Annotated in this window: 16 protein-coding genes; 15 read left to right on the top strand and 1 reads right to left on the bottom strand. The window is 56.6% G+C overall.

The annotated features are described in order from the left end of the window. Positions 1–729: 729 nt before the first annotated feature. Positions 730–1,179: a single-stranded DNA-binding protein gene (ssb, locus tag QZ292_RS02340; RefSeq protein WP_294597317.1), complete on the bottom strand. Its 450-nt coding sequence runs from the start codon at positions 1,177–1,179 to the stop codon at positions 730–732. An 883-nt stretch (positions 1,180–2,062) separates the two neighbouring features. Between ssb and sppA the strand changes: the two genes are divergently transcribed. The 15 genes from sppA to QZ292_RS02265 all read left to right on the top strand — a co-directional run bounded on the left by sppA (position 2,063) and on the right by QZ292_RS02265 (position 17,926). Continuing rightward, entirely contained in the window at positions 2,063–3,919 is a 1,857-nt protein-coding gene (gene sppA, locus QZ292_RS02335) for a signal peptide peptidase SppA (protein WP_294597313.1), read from the top strand. 199 nt (positions 3,920–4,118) lie between these two features. After that, positions 4,119–5,201 carry a tetraacyldisaccharide 4'-kinase gene (gene lpxK, locus QZ292_RS02330; protein WP_294597310.1) on the top strand — a complete coding sequence of 361 codons (1,083 nt, stop codon included), beginning with the start codon at positions 4,119–4,121 and terminating at the stop codon, positions 5,199–5,201. After that, on the top strand, positions 5,158–5,976 hold the full coding sequence (locus QZ292_RS02325) for a purine-nucleoside phosphorylase (protein WP_294597306.1): 819 nt from the start codon (positions 5,158–5,160) through the stop codon (positions 5,974–5,976). Before lpxK ends, QZ292_RS02325 begins: the two co-directional genes overlap by 44 nt. Before the next feature lie 162 nt (positions 5,977–6,138). Continuing rightward, positions 6,139–7,200, top strand: coding sequence for an ABC transporter permease (locus tag QZ292_RS02320; protein WP_294597303.1), 1,062 nt, complete (start codon positions 6,139–6,141; stop codon positions 7,198–7,200). Next, positions 7,200–8,114 carry an FtsX-like permease family protein gene (locus QZ292_RS02315; protein WP_294597299.1) on the top strand — a complete coding sequence of 305 codons (915 nt, stop codon included), beginning with the start codon at positions 7,200–7,202 and terminating at the stop codon, positions 8,112–8,114. Before QZ292_RS02320 ends, QZ292_RS02315 begins: the two co-directional genes overlap by 1 nt. A 123-nt stretch (positions 8,115–8,237) precedes the next feature. Further along, positions 8,238–9,365, top strand: a complete 1,128-nt coding sequence (locus tag QZ292_RS02310; RefSeq protein WP_294597321.1) for a LegC family aminotransferase — start codon at positions 8,238–8,240, stop codon at positions 9,363–9,365. A 142-nt stretch (positions 9,366–9,507) separates the two neighbouring features. Further along, the gene (locus QZ292_RS02305; RefSeq protein ID WP_294597295.1) at positions 9,508–11,085 is read left to right on the top strand and encodes an HAD-IIIC family phosphatase; all 1,578 of its coding nucleotides are present in this window, start codon (positions 9,508–9,510) and stop codon (positions 11,083–11,085) included. Further along, entirely contained in the window at positions 11,086–11,307 is a 222-nt protein-coding gene (locus QZ292_RS02300; protein ID WP_294597291.1) for an acyl carrier protein, read from the top strand. Then, positions 11,304–12,329 carry a hypothetical protein gene (locus tag QZ292_RS02295; protein WP_294597287.1) on the top strand — a complete coding sequence of 342 codons (1,026 nt, stop codon included), beginning with the start codon at positions 11,304–11,306 and terminating at the stop codon, positions 12,327–12,329. The genes QZ292_RS02300 and QZ292_RS02295 overlap by 4 nt, the downstream gene beginning before the upstream one ends. A 143-nt stretch (positions 12,330–12,472) precedes the next feature. Continuing rightward, positions 12,473–13,318 carry a polysaccharide deacetylase family protein gene (locus QZ292_RS02290; RefSeq protein WP_294597282.1) on the top strand — a complete coding sequence of 282 codons (846 nt, stop codon included), beginning with the start codon at positions 12,473–12,475 and terminating at the stop codon, positions 13,316–13,318. Then, a complete protein-coding gene (locus QZ292_RS02285; RefSeq protein WP_294597278.1) occupies positions 13,305–13,973 on the top strand; it encodes an acetyltransferase in 669 nt (222 codons plus the stop codon). The genes QZ292_RS02290 and QZ292_RS02285 overlap by 14 nt, the downstream gene beginning before the upstream one ends. Continuing rightward, positions 13,970–14,974 carry an N-acetylneuraminate synthase gene (gene neuB, locus QZ292_RS02280; RefSeq protein WP_294597274.1) on the top strand — a complete coding sequence of 335 codons (1,005 nt, stop codon included), beginning with the start codon at positions 13,970–13,972 and terminating at the stop codon, positions 14,972–14,974. Before QZ292_RS02285 ends, neuB begins: the two co-directional genes overlap by 4 nt. After that, positions 14,971–16,161, top strand: coding sequence for a UDP-N-acetylglucosamine 2-epimerase (gene neuC, locus QZ292_RS02275; protein WP_294597271.1), 1,191 nt, complete (start codon positions 14,971–14,973; stop codon positions 16,159–16,161). Before neuB ends, neuC begins: the two co-directional genes overlap by 4 nt. Next, positions 16,158–17,234, top strand: a complete 1,077-nt coding sequence (locus QZ292_RS02270; protein WP_294597269.1) for a nucleotidyltransferase family protein — start codon at positions 16,158–16,160, stop codon at positions 17,232–17,234. The genes neuC and QZ292_RS02270 overlap by 4 nt, the downstream gene beginning before the upstream one ends. After that, positions 17,231–17,926 carry an acylneuraminate cytidylyltransferase family protein gene (locus QZ292_RS02265; RefSeq protein WP_294597267.1) on the top strand — a complete coding sequence of 232 codons (696 nt, stop codon included), beginning with the start codon at positions 17,231–17,233 and terminating at the stop codon, positions 17,924–17,926. The genes QZ292_RS02270 and QZ292_RS02265 overlap by 4 nt, the downstream gene beginning before the upstream one ends. The last annotated feature ends 6 nt before the right edge of the window (positions 17,927–17,932 follow it).

The raw sequence follows: 17,932 nt of genomic DNA, 5'->3' as shown, positions 1-17,932 counted from the left end.
AGGGAAATCGTCAAAATGTGCTGGCACGTTTTGACTGGATTTCCCAAGGCGCGCGGAGGGTAAGCACTGCCCTAAATATCGGCCGAAGCCCTGCGACCCGCAGGGTCGCGCGGGCCGAAAGCCACCCCGGCAGGAGGAAGGCACTGCGTCTTTTACTAGTAGTCGCTACCTTAGAACCTGACTTTCTTTATGCGGTCGGACGCCCGGGAGTGACCGCAATGCTCGACGCGGGAGCGGCGTGTTGCGGGCCTCCCGGGGGGAGGCGTCCGGCCCGCGCGACTCTTCGAGTCGCAAGAGCATCGCCCTACCCACAACTTACACAGCCAAATCCTCCGCCCCATTCGGCCTGTCGCCCATTCCCCCGAAGCCGCTACGCGGCTTGGGCGACGAGGCCGGCGGTTCTCCGAACCGCAACAGTTTGGCAAGCCGTCTGTCGTGTTCGGGCGGCGCGCTCCCCGGGTGGGCCAAAGGCCCAGCGCGCAGGCCCGGCGATTCCGCAGGAATCGCGCTACTCATTTTCAAAATACATTTCGTAACGCCCGTAGCAGTCCTCCGCCTGCCGGGGCGTCGGACTGCGCGACCCTACGGGTCGCAAGAGCTCGACCAAATTCTCGGCCCCGTGTCCGCCTCACTGCGGCTCCGCTGTCGCTCCGCCGGTGCCTTCGGCACTCGAACGCTGGCAACCTATACCCTCGTTCTTCGTCCGCGCGCTTTAGGCTCCGGGCATCCTCAAAAAGGCAAATCGCTCGCATCCTTCGACAGCCCCGGCACCCCCTCGCCGCCTTGTTCCACCCCGCCCGGCCGTTCCCCCTGCCGCCTGTCGCCTCCAGCCGCCCCCTCGTTCCTCCGTCCCCCGCCCAACAACCGCACCTCCTCCGCCAGAATCTCCACCGCATACCGTTTATTTCCCGTCGCCTCCTCCGTCCACTCCCTCGACCGGATTTTACCCTCCACATAGATCTGACACCCCTTCCGGATATATTTTTCCGCAAAATCCGCCTGCCCGCGCCACAAAACCACCGTATGCCACTCCGTGTGTTCCCGTTTTTCACCCGTCGCCGCATTATAGATCCGCTCCGTCGTAGCGAGCCTCACCTTTGCCATTTTGTTTCCCGTTTCGAGCGCCCTGACCTCCGGTTCAGCGCCCACATGTCCGATCAGGATGACTTTATTGATCATAGATACTCCGTATTGAGTTATTTTTCTGTCTCGATATTTTTCTGTGCGCTCCCAAGATAACGAATTTCCGGCGACCTCGCATCCGTTTCTTTGGAAAAAAGCGTATCTTAGCCGAAATTGACCTTTTTCGTGTTTTCGGCGTTCGCACAACGGGAGCAAGACCGAGACCTACAGAGCGAAGATACGCGAAAAATTAAGGACTGCGGAGCCTAAGGAGTAGCGTAGCTAACTAAAAGTTCTTTGGGTACCTTTCTTTCAAGAAAGGTACGGTTCGAGGCGGGACAAAGCTCGACGCGCGCCGCCGCCTAAAGAAGCGATTTTCTATTTTGACGGTGAGTCAAAATAGACGGAATCGCGTAAGGCGCGCGAACGAAGAACGGGGCAAAGCTCGAACCGCGCGCCACGCCTTGAAAGGCGATTCAACTGTTTCGGCGATGAGCCGAAACAGAATGAATCGCCCAGGCGCGCGGATAAAACCAAGTTCGCAACCCTGCGCCCCGCCAGGGTCGCGCAGTCCGACGCCCCGGCAGGCGGAGGGCTGCAACTCGACGGAGCTCGTTACCCCCTCCGCTGGCGCCGGACTGCTACGGGCGTTACGAAATGTACTTTGAGAATGAGTAGCGCGATTCCTGCGGAATCGCCAGGTTTGCGCGCTGGGCCTTCGGCCCACCCCCGGAGCGCGCCGCCCGAACACGACAGACGGCTTGCCAAACTGTTGCGGCCCATAGAACCGCCGGCCTCGTCGCCCAAGCCGCGTAGCGGCTTCGGGAGGATGGGCGACAGGCCGAAACCGACAGACCAACCCCCACTCTTGCAGTTCATAAAAAACCGCTCGGCCCACCCGTACACACACGATATACAGCAATAAGTCAGAGACATACCGATGAACACCTTCTTCAAGACCTTTTTCGCCAGCCTGCTCGCCATCTTCGTGAGCGGGATCCTCTTTTTCATCTTCAGCCTTTTCGTGTTCGCCGGGCTCCTCAGCGTGCTCAGCTCCTCCGGGTCGCACAGCCAGCGCGGGAGCGGCAATCTGCAGCCCCACAGCATCCTGCACATCGACCTCGCCCAGCCCATCACCGACAAACCCGTCGAGAACGCCCTCGCCCTGTTCGACTACAGCGCCCTCAGCTTCCGGAACCAGACCACCCTGCTCGACGCCGTGAGCCGGATCGAGCTCGCCGCCGCCGACCCCGGCATCGACGGCATCTACCTGGAGATGCCCCTGGCCCTTCCCACCACCCTTTCGACCCTGTACGAACTGCGTCAGGCCCTGTCCGACTTCCGCGAGAGCGGCAAATTCATCATCTCCTACGCCGACGTCTACTCCCAAGGCAGCTACTACCTCGCCACCGTCAGCGACCAAATCTACCTCCACCCCCAGGGCGGGCTGAGCTGGGAAGGGCTCTCCGCCAACGTTCTGTTTTACAAAGGCCTCCTCGACAAACTCGGCATCCGCGTCGACCTGATCCGCCACGGCCGCTTCAAAGGCGCCGGCGAGCCCCTCATCCTCGACCGCCTGAGCGACGAAAACCGCCAGCAACTCACCTCCATCACCCACTCCACCTGGGACTACCTGTGCCAAGAGATCGCCCGCGCCCGGGAGCTGAGCCCCGACAGCCTGCAAGCCTATGCCGACCGGCTCGCCGTCGCCACCCCCCTGGACGCCCTCCGGCTCGGCTTCGTCGACAGCCTCCTCTACCGCGACCAGCTTCGCGACCGGCTCAACCTCCTGAGCCACAACACCGACGACGAGACCGACCCGCACCTCATCCCCCTCGCCGACTACCGCGGCAGTGAAGCCGTCCGCCGGCGCACCCTCTCCGCAGACCTCCTCGGCGACCCGAACTCCGACCACGAAATCGCCCTCGTCTACGCCTCCGGCGACATCGTCGACGCCGGCGACCGGGACGAACAGATCGTCGGCAACACCCTCGCCGAGACCCTCGGCGAGATTCGCCGCGACCCCGACATCCACGCCGTCGTCCTGCGCGTCAACAGCCCCGGCGGGAGCGCCCTCGCCTCCGAAATCATCTGGCGCGAAGTCCGCCTGCTGCACGAATCCGACAAACCCGTCATCGTCTCCATGGGCGACTACGCCGCCTCCGGCGGCTACTACCTGAGCTGCGGCGCCGACTACATCCTCACCGCCCCCACCACCCTGACCGGCTCCATCGGCGTCTTCGGTCTGGTCGTGAACCTCCAGGAAGGCGCCTCCCGCCACCTCGGCATCACCTCCGACGGCGTCCGCACCGCCCCCGGCGCCGACATGGGCAACCCCTTCCGTCCCCTGAGCCCCGCCGAACGGCTTTATATCCAGAACGGCGTCGACAGCGTCTACACCCGCTTCATCGACATCGTCGCCCAAGGGCGCCGGCTCGGCATCGACACCGTCGACACCCTCGCCGGCGGCCGCGTCTGGACCGGCCTCCAGGCCACCGAGAACCACCTGGCCGACGCCACCGGCAGCCTGCGCGACGCCATCCGGCTCGCCGTCCAGCAAGCCGGCCTCTCCGAAAGCGACTACACCCTCCGGCAATACCCCGAACCCGAAGAACCCACCTTCGTCACCCTTCTGGGGTCGCTGAGCGGCAGCATCGTCACCCGCCTCGGCCTCCGCAGCGGCACCCCCGCCGCCGGCTCCCGACAGCTCGACCGCGAACTGGAACACCTCCGGCCCCTGCTGCCCGAGAGCGGCATCCGGGCCGACATGCCCTTCACCCTCGAATGGCAATACTGAACCACCCCATGCCACACCCCATCCCATATCCCCCACACCCGCCCAGCCCCGCATGTTACAATCCGATTGCAACATCTCGTTTAAACATTGCATCATTTTATTTAAATATTACATCATTCCGTATAAATCTTGCAACATTGTTTAAACTATAACCGCATCTGACACCCCCGACCCGAAACCGAACCAACACGATAACACCTTGAAACTGCTCGGAACCATACTCTCCGCCCCGTTGGCCTGGCTCTACGGCGGCGTGATCGACATCCGCCACCGGCTGTTCGACTGGGGCGTGCTGAAGAGCCGCGAATTCGACATCCCCATCATCTGCGTGGGGAACCTCACCGTCGGCGGCACCGGCAAGACCCCCCACACCGAACGCCTCATCGAGCTGCTCGACAGCGAATTCCACGTCGCCGTCCTCTCGCGCGGCTACAAACGGAAGACCAAAGGTTTCCTGCTCGCCACAGTGACCAGCTCCTTCAAGAAAGTCGGCGACGAACCCAAACAGATCAAACTCAAGTACCCCCACATCCCCGTCGCCGTCTGCGAACGACGCGTCGAAGGGATCGAGCGGCTGCGCGAAGCCCATCCGGAGGTGAACCTGATTATATTGGACGACGCCTTCCAGCACCGCTACGTCGAGCCCTGGGTCAACATCGTCCTGATGGACTACCACAACCCCGTCTACGAAGACCGCATGCTGCCCCTCGGACGGCTGCGCGACCGTCCGGCGCAACTCTCTCGGGCTCAGATAGTGATCGTCACCAAGTGTCCCGAGGAGATGAAACCCCTCGACTACCGGATCGTCAGCAAGAACCTCGACCTCTATCCCTACCAGAGCCTCTACTTCACCCGGATGGTCTCGGAGCCTCCTAAACCGCTCTATCCCTCTTACAACCAGCCGGCTACCCTCCCGGAGCGGACGCCCGTGATCGCCATGGTCGGGATCGCCAACCCGACCCGTTTTCTGGCCGGGCTCGAAGCCCGCTACGACCTGCGGCAGACCTTCGTCTTCCGCGACCACTACACCTTCAAGATGAAGGACATACACGCCGCGGAAGAGGCTCTGGCCGGCTGTCCGCCCGAGACCGTCGTGGTGGTGACCGAGAAAGACGCCGTCCGGCTCATGAACAGCCGCAAAATCAGCGACGACTTCAAGCGGAGACTCTACTACGTCTCCATCCGCGTGGAATTTTTGGAAAACCGGGAGTCCGACTTCCGCCGACAACTGGAACAATATGTCAGAGAGAATCAGAAATACAACGTCCTTCATCCGGAATAGACTGGGAATCAACGCCTCCGCCTCACCCGAAGCCGGCATCGTGCTGGGCTCGGGCTTAGGTGCGCTGACCGAGCGCATCGACACCATAGCGGCCTTGAGTTACAGCGAGATACCCGATTTCCCGCGCTCCACCGTCGAGGGACACAAAGGGCGCTTCATCTACGGGATGCTGGGAGGTCGGCGGGTGATCGCCATGGAGGGCCGGGTGCACTACTACGAGGGATACCCGATCCGGGAGGTGGTCTTGCCCGTGCAGGCGATGTGCGACCTGGGGATCGGCACCCTGATCGTCTCGAACGCAGCGGGAGGCCTCAACCCCGGTTTCGCGGCGGGCGACATGATGGCCATCGAAGACCACATCAACCTGATACCGAACCCGTTGATCGGGCCGAACGACCCCGAGGCGGGCGTCCGGTTTCCGGACATGAGCGAACCGTACGACCGGCAGCTGATCGCCCAGGCCCGCCGGGTGGCCGAAGCGCAGGGCGCGGTCTTGCATCAGGGAGTTTATGTGGGGACGACCGGGCCGAGCTACGAGACCCCGGCCGAAGTGCGTTATTTCCGCCAGATCGGCGGCGATGCCGTCGGGATGTCCACCACGCCGGAGGTGATCGCCGCACGGCATCGCAGAGTACGGGTATTCGGCCTCTCGCTGATCACGAACGTGCTGACGGGAACGGGGGTGAAGCTAACGCACGACGAGGTGATCGCAGCGGGTCGGGAGGCGACGCCGCGGATGTGCGCCCTGGTCGAACGCTTCGTCGCAGAGCTGTAAACAGCAGCCTGCCCGGGCGGAATTGTCCAAAAATTAGACAGTCGGTGTCAAAAAATTAGACACAGCGGGATCAGAAACGCATCGATAAGATATTCACAACGAGAAAGTTGCGTCGAACGGCACGATTTTGGCACGAAAATCGCAGAACAAAACCCTTTACCCATGAGCAATTTTCTCCAACTGAAGTCTTTCCGGAACTTCCTGCAGCGGAACAAGCTCTTTACCGCTATCAACATCTTCGGATTCGCCGTCTCGCTGATGTTCGTCATGCTCATCGGACTCTACGTGCAGGACGAGTTGTCGGTCGACGATTTTCAGGCCAACAAAGATCGGATCTTCCGGGTCGAATACGCCGAAGGATCGAACCTGCCGCCCGCCTTGGGGGCCGCGATAGCGACACGGTATCCGGAAATCGAAGCCTTTACCCGCATCCACGCCTGCGATCTCACCGTCGCGCCCGTCAGCGGATTCACCACCGAGGAGAACACCGCCGACGGACTCTTCGTCGACTCCTCCTTTTTCTCCATCTTCTCCTATCCCTTCGTCGAGGGGTCGCCCGCTACCGCCATGCAGACCCCGCGCGACGTCGTTCTGACCCGCCGGTTCGCCCGGCGGCTCTTCGGAAACGAGCCGGCGATGGGACAGACGCTGCACATCGGCAACAACGACCTCACCGTAAGCGGCGTGGTGGACGACTTCGAACAGACCGCTTTCCAGAGCTCCGACATCCTGCTGCCGGCCGAAAAAGCGTACGCGATAGCGTATGGGATAGACGACCCGTCCCAAATGGCTGTCATCAACGGAAACTATGACTTCGGACTTTATCTGTTGGGCCGATCCAACAGCGACCTCGCGGCCCGGCTCGACACCGCAGAGCTGAACCGCCTGGTGCAGGAAGATCTTCAATTGGATCTTTTCCAGTCGAAGCACCTGAATCATCCGCGGCTCTGCCCGTTGAAAGAGGTCTACCTCAGTCCGATTCCCGGCCGAGGCACCCGTTCCAACACCCGCACCTACCTGCTGATTCTCGGCACGACGGCTGCGCTGATCCTCCTCTTCGCCGTCATCAATTACATCAACCTGTCGGTGGCCCAGAGCGGCTTTCGGGCTCAAGAGGTCGCCATGCGGAGGCTCCTGGGAGGATCGCGAGGCAGTCTGTTCGCGGGCTTTTCTGTAAAAACCGTTTTACGGCCTCGCAACGGGACGCTGTACGAGGCGAGTTGATGTCAATTCCGGGAGTCATGGCGGTCTCGTTTGCCTTCGCCGCGCCGGGAGTGGGGGCCCACAACGGATATTACGGCCATTTCGACACCGAAGGCAAATTGCACGATTTGCGGGGATTCGACGGGGATACGGCTTTTCTGACAGTGCTGGGCATTCGCCCAACTCAGGAGACCGGACGGCGCGGACCGAACGGAAGGCAGGTGTGGTTGACCGACGCCGCCTGGCGCGATCTGGAGCTGGCGGACGATGCCATAGAATATACGCGGGCCGAAAACGAACGGCACCGCTTTGTCATCACGGGGCGGCTGCGGGATTTCCATATCGACGACTTCAGCCAACAGATCGCTCCGGTGCTGGTCTCTCTCAAACCGGGTTATGTGGGGCGGAAAATCCTGATTCGGGTAACCGGAGGGCTGAACTTCGCGGCGATGGACCGAATCGCGGAGGTCTACAACCGACATGCGGGAGGGAACTATTTCAATGGCCGTTTCCTGCAACAGGACATCGACAACCAGTATCTCACCCAACAGCGGATGGGTGAGATGGTGGGGGTATTTGCGCTGCTGGCGATCGTGATTTCGGCCCTCGGGATGCTGGCTATGGCGACCTACTTCATGCGCCAGCGGGAACGAGAGGTGGCGGTGCGGAAGGTGTTCGGCTCGACTTCCCGACAGGCGCTGACGCGAGTGATGGCGGCGTTTCTGAAATTAGTCGGGGTGGCTTTCGTCGTGGCGGTGCCGGTGATCGGGTATCTGATGAGGGGGTGGCTGGCGGGATATGCCTATCGGATACCGCTGTCGTGGACGATCTTCGTGCTGGCAGGAGCGGCGGCGCTGTTGATTGCCGGAGGTTCGGTCCTGTGGCAGTCGTGGAGAACGGCACGGGCCAACCCGGTGGATGTGCTGCGGAAATAGCGTGCGGACACACTACGGAAAATCAACTGAGAAATCCGTTCAGGATATCGCAGAAAGGCCTATCTTTGTAAGATAAACCGAAATTCCGTGGATTACCGACAGATCATCGAGCAAATCAAAGGGATGTATCCCGCTTACGCCGCACAGGGGTTCGTGCCGCTGCATGCCGCGACCTTCTCCGGGAACGAGAAGAAATACCTGAACGAATGTATCGACACCACCTTCGTCTCCAGCGTAGGCGAGTTCGTCAACCGGTTCGAGCGGGATATCGCGGCCTATACGGGAGCAGCCCGGGCCGTGGTATGCGTCAGCGGCACGAATGCCCTGCACGTGGCCCTGATGCTGGCCGGCGTGGAGCGCGGAGACGAGGTGATCACCCAGCCGCTGACCTTTATCGCCACAGCCAACGCGATCTCGTACTGCGGGGCGCATCCGGTGTTCGTGGACGTGGACCGCGACACCATGGGCCTCTCGCCGAAGAAAACGGCCGAATGGCTGGCCGGACACGCCGCGATACGCGACGGACAGTGCTATAACCGACGTACGGGACGGAGGATCAAAGCTTGTTTGCCGATGCACACCTTCGGCCATCCGGTACACCTGGACGAGCTGGTCGCTTTGTGTCGGGAGTGGCACATCGAGCTGGTGGAAGATGCGGCAGAGAGTATCGGATCGCTCTACAAAGGACGACACACGGGCCTTTTCGGCCGTGTCGGCGTGCTGAGCTTCAACGGCAACAAGACCATCACCACGGGCGGCGGCGGGATGCTCCTCTTCAACGAAGAAAACATCGAGCTGGCCGAGCGGGCCAAACACCTGACCACGCAAGCCAAAGTGCCGCACCGATGGGAATTCGTACACGACGCGGTGGGGTACAACTATCGGATGCCGAACATCAATGCCGCCTTGGGCTGCGCACAATTGGAATGTCTGCCGGCCTATATCGACTCGAAGCGGGCGGTGGCGGCCGAATATGCCGATTACTTCGGAAACCGGCCGGCCGGCATCGAATTTTTCGGCGAACCGGCCGATACCCGGAGCAACTATTGGCTCAACGCCGTGATTCTGCCGGATCACGAGGCACAGATCGAGTTCCTGACCCAGACCAATGACAACGGGGTGATGACCCGTCCGATTTGGGAGCTGATGAACCGACTTCCGATGTTCGCCGGAGCGGAATGCGGCGATCTTTCCACGGCCGAATGGTTCGCCGACCGCGTCGTCAACCTCCCCAGCTCGGTACGACTATAATCCGATTCAATTTACAACTTGATATTCCATAGAGATAGTAATTAAGCCAAATGCTATCTCCTGCTTAAATCCATACTTATTCAAGGCATTTGACGGACATTTCGTTACCGCTTATAAATCTATGGATAATTGAAATCAAGCGATGAGATATTTCGTATTCAGGAATATGACGGTAGAGAGGTTGTTTCAAGGAGTAGAAGCAACTTTTTCCGGTTATGAAGACATTTCTGTTATACCGCACGAAACAGATCGGTACATATGGTGCTACCTGGCTCCATATAAAGCCGATCCTGAAGTCGCCGCAGCAGAGATCGCAACTTATGCCAACCGGCTACAACTGACTCTGGGGCAGATCGAGGCAGGTAAGATGATGATCGCACTGACTATGCGCAATTTGTTTCCTTTCCGGGTGACTGCTCGCGATAAGGCGGCACTTGCGACGCGAGAATACAACGATACGCTTTATGCGCTTGCGGATAAGTATCCCAATCTGAAAATCATTGATTTTGCAAGTTTTATAACAGATTATCCTCGTGAAGAATGGATCGATTGGAAATACTATTTCCTCTCGCAAATGCCGGTCAACCCGCGATTGGCACCTGCTTTCGGCCAATGGTTCGAACGCCAGACACAGGTCATCGAACTAAAACGGGAAAAATGCCTGGTGCTCGATTTAGACAATACCTTGTGGGGAGGTATATTAGGCGAAGACGGTGTGCCCGGAGTCAAAATCGGCGGCGATTATCCCGGCAATGCTTATCTGGCCTTCCAACAATACATTCTGGAACTCTCCAGAAGCGGAGTCATACTGGCCCTGTGCAGCAAGAACAACGAAGCGGACGTCCGAGAACTGTGGCGCGAACATCCGGTCAATCTGCTGCGCGAGGAACATTTTGCCGCCATACGCATCAATTGGCAAGACAAAGCCTCCAACATCCGTGAAATCGCTCAGGAATTGAATATAGGGTTAGACAGTATCGTTTTTATCGACGACAATCCTACAGAGCGTGAATTAGTTCGTGGGCTCCTTCCGGAAGTCATTGTACCGGACTTTCCAGACCACCCCTATCAACTGCCCGCATTCGCCGGGCACCTTACCGAAAGGTATTTCACGGTTTACGCTCTCACGGATGAAGACAAAGGCAAAACCGAACAGTATAAGATCAAAGCGCTGCGAGACAACCAGCAGGCCTTGTTTACCGACTTCAACGACTATGTCCGCAGCCTGGAAATTCGGTTGACCATCGCAGAGGCAACTCCTCTGACCATCGAACGAGTTGCCCAAATGACCCAAAAAACCAATCAGTTCAACCTGACGACACAACGTTATACCGACGCAGACATACAAGAACTCATACGTACAGGAGCACAGGTAATCACATTAAGCGTAGCGGATAAATTCGGCGACAACGGGATAACCGGGCTGATGATTCTTACTTTTGAGGATTCGCAGACTGCCGTGATCGACACTTTCTTAATGAGTTGCCGGATACTGGGAAAAGGGATAGAATACGCCTTTGCTAACCATGTACTGCAAGGTCTTTTTTCCGGACGCGTGACCTCAATCCGGGCCAACTATCGGCCGACGGCTAAAAATACACAAGTTGCCGATTTTTATCCGAAACTTGGATTCAAAGGAACAGACGACGGTGAGTATCTGCTAAAGCCCGAAGATCTTATCGCCTGTCAAAATGACAATTACACCATAATTGAACAATAAATGAAAGAGCAGATTAAAGCTATCATGGCCCGTGTTTTCGGACTGCCCGAGATCGAAGACGGAATATCTACAGCCACCTGCGACCGTTGGGACTCACTCCGCCACCTGAACCTAACCATTGAATTGGAAATGGAAATGGGCGTAGAGTTCGAACCGGAAGAGATTGCCGCCATGAAGTCTCTCGACCAAATCGAAGCGATTCTCTTAAAGAAACGGTCATGATATACGAAATACATCCCTGTACGGCTGCTGAAAAGGGAAAGTTGAAACACTTTATCGATTGTCATTGGAAAAAAGGGCACGCATTGGCTGTATCGGATACGTTACTTGATTTTCAGCATCGCGCAGAGGACGGGTCATATCATTTTCTGGTGGCCCGCAACACGGTATCCGGAGAGATCGACGGTGTCTTTGGATATATTCCGTTGGCATCGGATCCCGGCACTTATTATGGAGCACTCTGGAAAGTACGGGATGACATTACAAATGACGAAATCAAATTACTCGGCGTTTTTCTTTGGAAACGTATTACCAAACTGCCCAACTTCAAAACATATGCTGTCAGTGGAATCAGTTCCATTGCCAAACAATTTTACCAGGCTGCTAAGCTGACTTTGGGTTATTTACATCAATATTATATACTGAACGACACGATAAACGATTATCGAATTGCACAAATACCCGCTAATGTCAGAAAAAAAGCTGCAACAAGAGATAAAAACCGCACAGTACGTATCGCCACAGTAGATCATCGTGCGGCGGAAACGATTCGGTATCCGTACCATCCAGTCAAGAATATCGGTTATTTACAGACTCGATACTCTGGCCATCCAGTCTATCAGTACGATTTCAAAGGGATTTTTGTGAACGAAGAGCTACAAACAATCCTAATCACTCGCACGGTGGAGGCACAAGAAGCAAGATGCATCCGAATCGTCGATATATACGGTGCTGTGGAAAAACTTCCGCGAATAGACGATGCCATCCAGCAATTATTGCAAGATGAAAATGCGGAATACATAGACTGTTTGAACTATGGAATTGATCCGATTCATTTCCATAGGATTGGCTTTGAGGAACTTGACCCCGATAACTCTCAGCTTATCATTCCAAATTATTTCGAATCCTTCGTACAGAAAAATGTACGATTGGAATGTGCACATACGCCGACAGACCACCAGTTCGTGATTTTTAAAGGCGACGGCGATCAAGACCGACCGAACGTATTACCTGCCAGGATATGATAGGGAACCAAAAAGTGACGGTGGTCATGTACCACTACGTCCGAGACTTGAAACACTCGCGATACCCGGCTATACACGGGCTGGACCGGACACTCTTTATCGAACAGGTAGAATACCTGCGGAAACACTATGTGCCGGTAACGATGGAACAGGTTATCGCCGCAGGCCGCCCCGGTGGTGAGCCACTGCCGCCAAAAGCCGTGTTGCTCACTTTCGATGACGGTTATACCGATCATTTTACTACGGTATTCCCAATTTTGAAAAACCGTAACATACAAGGTTCCTTTTTTGCTCCGATCAAAGCACTGACAGAGAATACAGTACTGGATGTCAATAAGATACACTTTATATTAGCTTCAGGAAGTACCCCGAAGGAGATTATTAACCATATCCGTATCCTGTTAGAACAGTATGGCAGAGAGGGATACGAGTTGGACACGCTCGAAAGTTACTACCAGAGACTGGCAGGATTCGATCGTTTCGACACTCCGGAAGTACTCTTCATCAAACGATTACTCCAAGTTGAGCTGCCATTAGAAGTCAGGACCCAAATGACTGACTCACTTTTTACCCGAATAGTCGGGATCAATCCGGAAACTTTTTCCCGTGAGCTATATATGACCCGGGAACAGATGCAGTGTATGGTTGACGCCGGCATGCACATCGGTTCACATGGGTACGACCATTTTTGGTTTAACTCCCTGCCGAAAGAACAACAGGAACGAGAGATCGACCTTTCGATTCGGTTTATCAAGGACATTTACGGATCACGTTATACAGGGGACTGGACCATTTGTTATCCGTATGGAGGATATAACGAAGATACACTGGATTTGCTCCGGAAATACGGTTGTGCGGCTGGGTTTACCACCACAGTAAAAGTGGCCGATCTTTCCGAGGATTCACTGTTTACGTTACCGCGCCTCGACACAAACGATATTCCGAAAAGCAGAGATGCCCAAACAAATGATTGGTATGCACAAGGTTGATTCGACCCTACAGCCTTTAATTCTGATCGGTGGCGGCGGACACTGCAAATCGGTGATCGAAGCCGCAGAGTCTTCCGGCCAATGGAAAATCGCAGGCATACTCGACACCGCGGATAAAGTGGGGACAACCGTTCTGGGCTATCCCGTGATCGGCACCGACAACGACATCCCGGCATTAGCGGCCGCACAACCCGACACCCGGTTTATTATCACCGTCGGACATATCAAAACCGCAGAGATACGGCGACGGATCGCAGCCCGTGTCATGGACGCAAATGGTGAATTCGCCACCATCGTCGCCTCGACCGCCCACGTTTCGCGACACGCCCTTTTGGGTGCGGGAACCGTGGTGCTACACGGCGCCATGGTCAATGCCGGCGCGACGATCGGCGAAGGATGCATCATCAATACGCTGGCCAACATCGAACACGACGCTACGGTCGGCGATTACTGCCACATCTCCACCGGAGCCATGGTCAACGGCGACTGCCGGATCGCGCCGGGAGTTTTTCTGGGGTCTCAGTCCGTGCTGCTCAACGGCATCTCGATCAGCGCACCGGACAGTATCATCGCCGCCGGCTCTTTCGTGCGCAAGACCTTGAAAGAACCGGGCATTTATGCCGGCAATCCGGCCATACTCATGAAACGACTATGAGGACACTGATCATCGCCGAAGCCGGCGTCAATCACAACGGCTCCCCGGAGCTCGCGCGGCAGCTCGTCGACGCTGCTGCGGCGGCTGGGGTGGACTATGTCAAGTTCCAGACCTTTCGGGCCGACAAACTGGTGACCCGAACCGCCCGGCAGGCCGCCTATCAAAGCCGCAATCTCGGTCACGGCGAAGAGTCGCAGTACACCATGCTCAAGCGGCTCGAGCTCTCGCCGGACGACCATCGCACCCTCATCGATCATTGCAACGCCAAAGGCGTTGAATTCCTCTCCACCGCATTCGACTTGGAAAGCATTGCTTTCCTCGACTCGCTAGGACTGCCCCTGTGGAAAGTACCCAGCGGAGAGATTACGAACTTCCCTTATCTGCGCGCTATCGGCTTGACAGGTAAACCGGTCATATTGTCCACCGGGATGGCCACGCTCGACGAAATCGAAGCGGCCGTCGGTGTGCTGACCCGCTTCGGGACACCGCGGAACGGGATTACCTTACTGCATTGCACCACCGAATATCCCGCGCCAAAAGACCAGGTCAATCTGCGTGCGATGCAGACCATGCACGAACGGTTCGGCCTGCCCGTCGGCTACTCCGACCACACCGAAGGGATCGAGATACCCGTGGCAGCGGTGGCGATGGGAGCGACCGTGATCGAAAAGCACTTTACGCTGGACCGGAACCTGCCGGGGCCGGATCACAAAGCCTCGCTCGAACCGGACGAACTCACAGCCATGGTGCGGCAAATCCGGGCCGTGGAATCGGCCTTAGGCAACGGCACCAAAGAACCGGCACCGGCTGAGCAGCCGAATATTCCTATTGCACGGAAATCGATTGTAGCGGCAACTGCTATTCAGCGGGGGGAGCTGTTTACCGAGGAAAATCTTACGGCCAAGCGACCGGGAACGGGTTTATCACCGATGCTTTGGGAATCGATTGTGGGGCGGACTGCTCCGCACGACTTTGAACCGGATCAACCGATCGAGCTATGAGAAAAATCTGCATCGTTACCGGCACCCGGGCCGAATGGGGATTGCTGACCCGTTTAGCCAGCTTTATTGCAGCCGATCCGGAGTTGCAGCTGCAGATCGTGGCGACCAACATGCACCTCTCGCCGAAGTACGGAGAGACCTATAAGGAGATCGAGGCCGACGGATTCACGATCGATTACCGGGTACCGATGATCGACGACCTCCACCCCGCCACGGACGCCGGTACCACTGTGCGGGAGATGAGCCAGGGGTTGGAGGGATTTGCACGGGCATACGATGCGCTAAAGCCCGACCTGATTGTCGTACTGGGAGATCGATACGAGATTCTGTGTGCAGTGGAGGCCGCGTTGATCTTCCGGATCCCTGTGGCGCACCTGCACGGCGGCGAAATTACAGAGGGAGCTTATGACGATGCGATACGGCACGCGATTACGAAGATGTCGCACCTGCATTTCACCTCGACGGAGGCTTATCGCCAGCGCGTCATCCAATTGGGCGAAAGCCCGGACAGGGTATTCCATGTGGGAGCGATCGGGGTGGACAATGTACGGCGGATACCTTTGTGGTCTCAGGCACAGACAGAAGAGAGTCTCGGGGGATTCCGGCTCGACCGGCAGACCCTGCTCGTGACCTACCATCCGGTCACCCTGGACTCGGAATCGCCCGAAGCACAAATCGAAGCCCTGCTATCCGCCCTGGATCAGGCCATGCACCTCGACACCCGGGTACGGATTCTCTTCACGATGCCCAACTCCGACACAGGCTCCCGAATCATTGCCGACCGGATCGAACAATGGTGCGCCGCACCCGACCGGAAAAGTCGGTGCGTGTGGTTCACCTCCTTGGGGTTAAAACGCTATCTGTCTGTCTTACAATACATCGGCGGCGTGGTAGGCAATTCGAGCAGCGGGATTCTCGAAGTGCCGAGCTTCCATATTCCGACGATCAATATCGGCGACCGGCAGCGGGGACGGATCGCCGCAGCAAGCGTCGTGCATTGCGGAACGACCCAAGAGGAGATTATTGAAAAATTATCGCTACTTTTATCCGGACAAATCGACGCATCCGGCCCGAACCCGTACGACCGGCCGGACACGGCCCGTCGGATATACGAAACGATTAAACACGCCGTCGGCTCCATCGACCCGCAGAAACACTTTCACGACTTGCCCTCTTCCCAGGAATGAGAGACCATACACGACATATTATTTCTCAGACCGACACGATCCTGGATGCCGTACGGAAACTCAACGACATCTCGGCAGATCTGTCACTGACCCTGTTCGCCATCGACAACGATACCCAACGCGTCGTCGGTACCGTGACAGACGGTGACATCCGGCGTGCCTTGATTGGCGGACAAGGTATAGATATCCCTATTTCGGAAATCATGCACCGGGACTTCACCTTCATTCGAGCCGGAGCATCCGATACCGATATCCTGCGACTGATTCGGCGACGGGGATTGAAATTGGTACCCATACTGAATGAAGCCGGACAGATCGTTCGCATACTCAATTTCGCCAACGGAGGCTCGTTCCTGCCGCTCGACGCCGTATTGATGGCGGGCGGGCGCGGCGAGCGGCTACGCCCCTTGACACTCGAAACCCCGAAACCGCTCCTGCCGGTAGACGGAAAACCCATCATCGACTACAACATCGACAACCTCTTGCGACACGGAGTCGAACACATCAACGTCACGACCAACTACCTCGCCGAACAGATCGAAGCCCACTTCGCCCAACCGATAGGCACCGATCAGGTACTGGTAAGATGCGTGCGCGAACCGAAATTCCTCGGCACGATGGGCTCCATCAAATTCATCCCCGACTGGCACAACGACACCATTCTGGTGATGAACTCCGACCTCTTCACCAACATCGATCTGGAGGATTTTTACCTCCACTTCAAGAAGCACGAGGCGGACATGAGCGTGGCGGCGGTTCCGTACAATGTCACTGTGCCCTACGGGATATTCGAAATCGAAAACACGCGAGAGATCAAAGGCATCAAGGAAAAACCCAACTTCCACTATTATGCCAACGCCGGCATCTATCTCATTCGTCGCGAAGTGCTGGATCGGATACCCGACGACACCTGCTTCCACGCCACAGACTTAATGGAAGCACTTATTACACAACACAAACGAGTCATTCGCTATCCGCTGTCCGGCTACTGGATCGACATCGGCAAACCCGACGACTTCCACAAAGTGCAGGAACTGGCACAGCATATGAACAACAAAAAAACCGGATTATGAAAATATTGGCGATTATTCCCGCCCGGGGCGGCAGCAAAGGATTGCCTGGAAAAAATATCCGACCTTTGTGTGGTAAGCCGCTCATCGGTTGGACAATCGAACAGGCCAAAGCCAGCCGGTATATTACGGATATATTTGTGTCGACTGATTCGCCTGAAATTGCTGCTGTGGCCGAACAATTCGGCATCAACGTGCCGGAATTGCGTCCGGGAGAATTAGCCAGCGATACAGCTCCTTCTTCCGGATTTGTAGTTTATACCATCGAGAAGCTTCGAAAGGAGGGGAAAGAGTACGATTATGTAGTTTTGCTGGAACCCACCTCGCCGTTACGGGAAGTGGAAGACATAGATCGATCCGTTGAAATATTGTCGGCCCACCCAGAAGCTGATAGTATTGTAGGCGTCTGCCGGGCCGAATGTACACACCCTGCATTTATGGTCCGTTGCAGCGAAAAAGGACTATTAATTCCTTATCAGGGGGATATGCAAACTATTCGTCGTCAAGATATAGGCGAGGCATACTATTTCGAGGGAACAGTTTACGTTACACGTCCTGAAGCATACTTACAAAAACAAACCTTTTACCATGACAAGACGCTGCCTTACATCGTTCCTAAAAGTAGAGCATTTGAGGTCGATGATCTTGAAGACTGGTTTATTATCGAGTCAATCTTAAAAAACAAACTAAGATAACAAGCT

It is taken from the genome of uncultured Rikenella sp. (assembly GCF_910577125.1).
In the GTDB taxonomy this organism is placed as follows: Bacteria; Bacteroidota; Bacteroidia; order Bacteroidales; family Rikenellaceae; genus Rikenella.
The sequence above is the reverse complement of the archived record's forward strand: the minus strand, read 5'-3'. Positions and strand labels throughout refer to the sequence as shown.